Genomic DNA, 6,486 nt, shown 5'->3' with positions numbered 1-6,486 from the left:
ATCCCGTCGGCCGAAAGTCCTGGTTAGTTTCAGCCCACCCTAACGGCGAATCGTCCAGGTCCCCTCCCGGTGCCCGCCCGTTCCCGCCCCGCCTTCTTCCGCTCCGCCCTGCTCACGGAGGCACTCATGCCCAGATCCAGTGCCCGGTCGTACCCGGTGGCACTCTCCCTCGTCGCGGTCGCGGCGCTCGCCCTGAGCGCCTGCTCCGGCGGTACGAGCGCCTCCGGCTCCGCGGCCGGCAAGACCCTGGTCGTCGACACGTCGTTCAACCTGAAGACCGCCGACCCGGGCCGTGAGTTCGAGCCGACCGGGCAGATCGTGGACAAGGCGCTCTACGAGACGCTGCTGACCTTCAAGGGCTCCGACGTCACCAAGCCGGTGCCGGGCCTCGCCTCCTCGTACGAGCAGTCCGCGGACGGCAAGACGCTCACCCTGCACCTGCGGACCGGCGCGAAGTTCGCGGACGGCAGCGCGGTCACCGCCGACGATGTCGTCTTCTCGCTGAACCGGGTGATCGCGCTCAAGGGCAACCCGTCGTTCCTGCTCGACGGTGTCACGGTCACCAAGACGGACGCCTCGACGGTCACCCTGGTCTCGAAGAAGGCCAACCCCGCCCTGCCCTTCATCCTCCCCAACCCCGCGCTCGGCATCCTCAGCGCGAAGACCGTCCAGGCCCACGGCGGCTCGGCGAGCTCGACGGACGGGGCGGAGAAGTACCTCAACACCACGTCGGCGGGCTCCGGCCCGTACACGCTGACCTCGTTCAACACCAACACCGAGGTCGTCCTGGCGAAGAACCCCAAGTACACGGGCGCGGACAAGCCGACCTACGACAAGATCGTCATCCGCAACGTCCAGGCCCCCACCCAGAAGCTGAACGTCCAGCGCGGCGACAGCCAGATCGCCCTCGACCTCACCTCCGACCAGGTCAGCGGGCTCGGCGGGGGACTCAAGGTGGACAGCGGCGCGTCCTCGGACGTGATCTTCCTGCTGCTCAACCGGAACACCAAGGTCAGTTCCACGACGGCCAACGCGAAGTTCGCGGAGGCGGTGCGCAAGGGCATCGACTACAAGGGCCTGCTCTCGCTCGCCGGCAGCGGCTCCGTCCAGCCCGCCGGGATCATCCCTTCGACCTTCCTCGGCGCGCTGCCCGCCTCCGAGGCCGCAGGCCGCGACCTCGCCGGGGCGAAGGCCGCCCTGAAGGCGAGCGGGATCAGCAAGCCGTCCGTGACGCTCGGCTACGCCAGCGACCTGACCGTCGACGGACTGTCCCTGCAGACCCTCGCCGAACGGGTCCAGGCCCAGCTGAAGGAGGTCGGCATCACCGTCACGCTGGCCCCCGCGCCGACCACCACGGAACTGGACAACTACCGCAACGGCAAAGAGCAGTTGGGCCTCTGGTACTGGGGCCCGGACTACCCGGACCCCAGCGACTACCTGACCTTCCTGCCCGGCAACCTGGTCGGCCTGCGCGCGGGCTGGAAGGCCGGCGCCGACCCCGCCCTGACCGCGCTCGGCGACAAGGCCGCCACCACCATCGGCGACGACACCCGCAAGACGCTGTACGAGCAGATCCAGACGAAGATGAACGCCGACGGCCCCTTCATCCCGCTGATGCAGCCGAGCCGCAACACCGTCTCCGCCGCGTCCGTCACCGGCGTCGCCTACAACCCCGTATGGACGATCGATGTCGCCGCGCTGGGCGCCAAGTAAGGAAGCGGGCGGCAAGGACGGCGGACGGCCTCCCGTCCGCCGTCGGCTCCTCGCCCGCCACCCCCTCGCCCGCTTCCTCCTCCGCCGTACCGCCACCGCCGTCCTGCTCGCCGTCGGCGTGACCCTGGTGACCTTCGTCCTCACCAACCTCGTCCCGGGCGACCCGGCGGCGGCCAACCTCGGCCAGCGGGCCATCGGCGACCCGGCGATCGTCGCCCAGTGGCGGCACGCGAACGGCCTGGACAAGCCGCTGCCCGTCCAGTACGTCACCTACCTCGGCAACCTGCTCCAGGGCGACCTCGGCGAGTCCCAGCAGAGCCACCAGTCGGTCCTCACCGACCTGTCCACCGCCGTCCCCGCCACCCTGGAACTCGCCGGGGCCGCGATCGTCGTCTCGCTGGTCGTGGGCGTCGCGTTCGGAGTCGTGGCGGCGCTGCGCCGGGACCGCTTCACCGACCAACTCCTGCGTGTCGTAAGCCTGTTGGGGGTGTCGGTGCCGACGTTCTGGCTGGCGCTGCTCGCCTTCTACATCTTCTTCTACCGACTCGGCTGGGCCCCGGGCAGCGGTCGCCTCGACCCCGGCATGACCGCCCCACCCCATGTCACCGGCCTTTACACGGTCGACGCGGCACTCGCGGGCCAGTGGCCGGTGTTCTGGAACGCGGTGGGCCATCTCGCCCTGCCCGCACTGGTGTTGACGGCCTACACGGTCGGCCTGCTCACCCGCTTCACCCGCTCCGCCGTCCTGGAGGTCCTGAACCAGGACTACGTCCGCGCAGCCCGCGCCAAGGGCCTCCCCGGCCGGACCGTCCTCTTCCAGTACGTCCTGCGCGCGGCCCTCGTCCCCGTCGTCACGGTCGCCGGACTGGCCTTCGGTGCCCTCCTCTCGGGCACCGTCCTGGTCGAGTCGATCTTCGCCTGGCCGGGCCTCGGCGCCTACGCCTACCGCAGCGCCACCACCCTCGACCTGCCCGCCGTCATGGGCGTCGGGCTGGTCGTCGGCCTGGTGTACCTGACCGTCAACCTCGCCGTGGACGTCCTGTACGGCGTGATCGACCCGAGGGTGAGGGTGCAATGAGGCTCAACCTGTTGAAGCGCCTGCCACCCGCCTGGCGCCGCCCCCTCGCCGTCACCGGCGGCCTGGTCGCGGTGTTCTGGCTGCTGATCGTGATCGCCGCCCCGCTGCTCGCCCCGCACGACCCCCTCGCGCAGAACCTGCCCCGGTTGGCCGCCCCGGGCGCCGGACACTGGTTCGGCACCGACGAGTTGGGCCGGGACGTGCTGAGCCGGGTGCTGTACGGCGCCCGCGTCTCCATCCCCCTCGCCCTCCTGCTGGTGGCCATGTCCCTGTTGGTCGGCGGGGTGTTGGGAGCCTGCGCCGGGTTCTTCGGACGGTGGGTGGACGAGACCGTGATGCGGATCGCGGACCTAGTGTTCGCGTTCCCCACCGTCATCCTGGCGATGGTGGTCGCCGCCGCACTCGGCGCCAGCCTGCAGAACGCGGTACTGGCCGTCCTGGTGGTGTCCTGGCCGTCGTACGCACGCGTCACCCGGGGCCTGGTCATAGGGCTGCGCAACCGTGAATTCGTGCTCAGCGGACGGCTGTTGGGCTTCTCCGCCTGGCGTTCGCTGCGCGTCGACATCCTGCCCAACGTGCTCGGGCCGCTGCTCGTCCTGGCCACCCTCGACATCGGTACGGCGACCCTGCTGCTGTCCGGGCTGTCCTTCCTCGGGCTCGGTGCGAAACCGCCGACCGCCGAGTGGGGCGCGATGGTGGCGGACGGGACGCAGCAGTTCGACAAGTGGTGGATGGGGGTCTTCCCGGGGCTGGCCATCCTCACCGTCGTGCTCGCCTTCAACTTCCTCGGCGACTCGCTCCGGGACGCCCTCGACCCCGGCACGGCCCGAACCCTCAGCGCGGAGAAGGAGCGTGTCGGATGACCGCCGGCAATGTGCTGGAGATCAGCGGCCTCACCCTCGACCTGGGCGGCCGGCGCATCCTCGGCGGCGTCGACCTCGCGGTGCGGCCCGGTCAGGTGCACGGGCTCGCGGGGGAGAGCGGCTCGGGCAAGACGATGACCGGGCTCGCCGCGCTGGGGCTGCTGCCGCCGGGCGCCCGTACCGGCGGCCGGATCGAGCTGGAGGGCACCGACCTGCTGACCCTCCCACCTCGTCAACTGGCCGCGCTGCGCGGCCGATCGGTGAGCATGGTGTTCCAGGACCCGTCCACCAGCCTGCACCCGATGCTCAGCATCGGACACCAGCTCACCGACCACCTGCGCCACCACCTGAAGCTGAACCGCAAGGCCGCGAAGGAGCGGGCCGCCGAGCTGCTGACCCAGGTCCGCATCCCCAACCCCCTTGAAGCGCTGGGGCGTTACCCGCACCAGTTCTCCGGCGGGATGCGGCAGCGCATCGCGATCGCCATCGCGCTGGCCTGCGAACCGAAGGTGCTCATCGCCGACGAGCCGACCACCGCCCTCGACGTGACCGTGCAGGCAGGCGTACTGCGGCTGTTGCGCGGCCTCTGCGACGAACTCGGCCTCGCCGTCCTGCTGGTGACCCACGACCTGGGCGTGATGTCCGCGATCGCCGACGAGGTGAGCGTGATGCGCCACGGTCTCGTCGTCGAGACCGGCCCGCGCGGCCGGGTCCTCACCGAGCCGCGGCACGAGTACACCCGTCAGCTCCTGGACGCGCTCCCCGGAAGGAGCACCGTATGACCCCCCTCCTCTCTGTCGACGACCTGGTCGTCCAGTACCACCGGCCGGGCGCCTCGCCCACCCGCGCCGTCGCCGGGGTCAGCCTCCAGGTGCGGGCCGGTGAAGTCGTGGGCCTGGTGGGCGAGTCGGGCTGCGGCAAGTCCACCCTGGCCCGCGCGGTCTGCGGCCTCACCCCCGCCGCGGAGGGCCGGATCACCTACGACGGCACATCGGTACGCCCGCTGCGCGTCCGCCGCCGCGATCCCGCCCTCACCGGCGTCCAGATGGTCTTCCAGGATCCCTACGGCTCCCTCAACCCCCGGCGCCGGGTGGGCGCGCAGATCGCCGACGGCATCCGCACCGCGACCGGGCGGGGGGAAGCGGCGGACGGGGCGACCCCGGAGGATCTGCTGACCCGGGTCGGGCTGCCGGCGGAGGCCGCCGAGCGCTATCCGCAGGAGTTCTCCGGCGGCCAGCGGCAGCGCATCGCCATCGCCCGCGCGCTCGCCGCCCGTCCCCGCCTGCTCGTCGGCGACGAGCCGATCTCCGCCCTGGACGCCTCCGCCCAGCTCCAAGTGGCCACGCTGATGCGGTCGTTGGCCGTCGAGTCGGGCGCCGGACTGCTGTTCATCAGCCACGACCTGTCCGTCGTACGACTCATCGCGGATCGCATTGCGGTCATGTACCTCGGACGGATCGTGGAGACCGGCCCCACCGCCGAGGTCTGGGCCGACCCACGACACCCGTACACCCGGGCCCTGTTGGCCGCCGTACCCAAACCGGACGGCGCGGGCGTGCTGCCCGCCGAACTCCCCGGCGACGTCCCCGACCCCGCCGAACCGCCGAGCGGCTGCCGCTTCCACCCCCGCTGCCCCCAGGCCTTCGACGGCTGCGACCGCGAGGAACCGCAGCTGATCGCAGGGGGCGTGGCCTGCCGGCTGTACGCCGCCTGAGCCGTGCCGCACCGGACGGTGGTCCCCCGGCACCAGCCTCGCCGACTCCCACGACACCTCACGGAGAACCGATGTCCGACGACGACCACCCCGCCGATCCCGCGCACCCGCCCCTCTACCCGGCCGACCGCCTCCGCCGGGCCCGGGAGGCCACGGCGCGGGCCGGTCTGGACGCCCTGCTGATCTCGCCCGGCGCCGACCTGCGCTATCTGACCGGCTACGACGCCCTGCCGCTGGAGCGGCTGACCTGCCTGGTCCTGCCGGCCGACGACGACCCCTTCCTGCTCGTCCCGGCCCTGGAGGAACCCGCCGCGCGGGCGTCCCCGGCCGGTGACCTCGGCATCGAGATCACCGGCTGGGGCGAGACCGACGACCCGTACGCGCTCGTCGCGGACCGGCTGCCCGACCGGACGGCCCGCGTCGGCGTCGACAACCACATGTGGGCGGAGAAGACCCTCGCCTTCCGTGCCGTACTCCCGGGCGCGGAGCAGGAGTTGGCCGGAGGAGTGCTCAACGACCTGCGGGTGCGCAAGAGTCCGCAGGAGGCCGACGCCCTGCGCCGGGCCGGTGCCGCCATCGACCGGGTGCACGCCCGCATGGGGGAGTGGCTGCGGGCCGGACGCACCGAACGCGAGGTCGGCCGGGACATCGCGGACGCCATCGTCGCCGAGGGCCATGTGCGGGCCGACTTCGTCATCGTCGGCTCCGGCCCGAACAGCGCAAGCCCGCACCACGAACTCTCCGACCGCGTGATCAGCCCCGGCGACCCGGTGGTGGTCGACATCGGCGGTACGACCCGGGACGGCTACTGCTCCGACTCGACGCGCGTATACGCGGTCGGCGAACCGCCCGCCGAGTTCCGTCGCCTCTACGACGTGCTGCTGCGCGCCCAACGCGCCCAGACCGACGCCGTACGACCGGGCCTGACGGCCAGTCAACTCGACGCCGTGGGACGGGACATCATCACCGACGCCGGATACGGGCCGCACTTCATCCACCGCACTGGACACGGCATCGGGCTGGAGAGCCACGAGGAGCCGTACATCGTGGCCGGCAACCCGCTCCCGCTCGCACCCGGCATGGCCTTCTCCGTCGAACCCGGCATCTATCTGCCCGGC

General features: G+C 71.8%; 6 protein-coding genes. All 6 read left to right on the top strand.

Annotation, left to right across the window (positions count from 1 at the left end; all coding sequences use genetic code 11):
- Window positions 1-126 precede the first annotated feature (126 nt).
- A complete protein-coding gene (locus JHN45_RS49455; RefSeq protein WP_201056022.1) occupies window positions 127-1,713 on the top strand; it encodes an ABC transporter substrate-binding protein in 1,587 nt (528 codons plus the stop codon).
- Complete coding sequence (locus JHN45_RS49450; RefSeq protein WP_200716880.1) at window positions 1,688-2,791, top strand: ABC transporter permease; 1,104 nt, start codon at window positions 1,688-1,690, stop codon at window positions 2,789-2,791. Before JHN45_RS49455 ends, JHN45_RS49450 begins: the two co-directional genes overlap by 26 nt.
- Complete coding sequence (locus JHN45_RS49445) at window positions 2,788-3,654, top strand: ABC transporter permease (protein ID WP_201056021.1); 867 nt, start codon at window positions 2,788-2,790, stop codon at window positions 3,652-3,654. The genes JHN45_RS49450 and JHN45_RS49445 overlap by 4 nt, the downstream gene beginning before the upstream one ends.
- Complete coding sequence (locus JHN45_RS49440; protein WP_201056020.1) at window positions 3,651-4,436, top strand: ABC transporter ATP-binding protein; 786 nt, start codon at window positions 3,651-3,653, stop codon at window positions 4,434-4,436. Before JHN45_RS49445 ends, JHN45_RS49440 begins: the two co-directional genes overlap by 4 nt.
- On the top strand, window positions 4,433-5,368 hold the full coding sequence (locus tag JHN45_RS49435; protein ID WP_201056019.1) for an ABC transporter ATP-binding protein: 936 nt from the start codon (window positions 4,433-4,435) through the stop codon (window positions 5,366-5,368). Before JHN45_RS49440 ends, JHN45_RS49435 begins: the two co-directional genes overlap by 4 nt.
- Window positions 5,369-5,439: 71 nt before the next feature.
- A partial coding sequence (locus JHN45_RS49430; protein WP_201056018.1) for a Xaa-Pro peptidase family protein occupies window positions 5,440-6,486 on the top strand: 1,047 nt, incomplete at its 3' end.

Source organism: Streptomyces sp. MBT53, from assembly GCF_016654115.1.
GTDB lineage: Bacteria > Actinomycetota > Actinomycetes > Streptomycetales > Streptomycetaceae > Streptomyces.
Note: the sequence above shows the minus strand (reverse complement) of the source record. Positions and strands in the feature narration are given on the sequence as shown.

Bases quoted from the DNA above. Each gene is read 5' to 3' on its own strand.
- JHN45_RS49455 (WP_201056022.1), top strand. From the start codon at position 127: ATGCCCAGATCCAGTGCCCGGTCGTACCCGGTGGCACTCTCCCTCGTC.
- JHN45_RS49450 (WP_200716880.1), top strand. From the start codon at position 1,688: ATGTCGCCGCGCTGGGCGCCAAGTAAGGAAGCGGGCGGCAAGGACGGC.
- JHN45_RS49445 (WP_201056021.1), top strand. From the start codon at position 2,788: ATGAGGCTCAACCTGTTGAAGCGCCTGCCACCCGCCTGGCGCCGCCCC.
- JHN45_RS49440 (WP_201056020.1), top strand. From the start codon at position 3,651: ATGACCGCCGGCAATGTGCTGGAGATCAGCGGCCTCACCCTCGACCTG.
- JHN45_RS49435 (WP_201056019.1), top strand. From the start codon at position 4,433: ATGACCCCCCTCCTCTCTGTCGACGACCTGGTCGTCCAGTACCACCGG.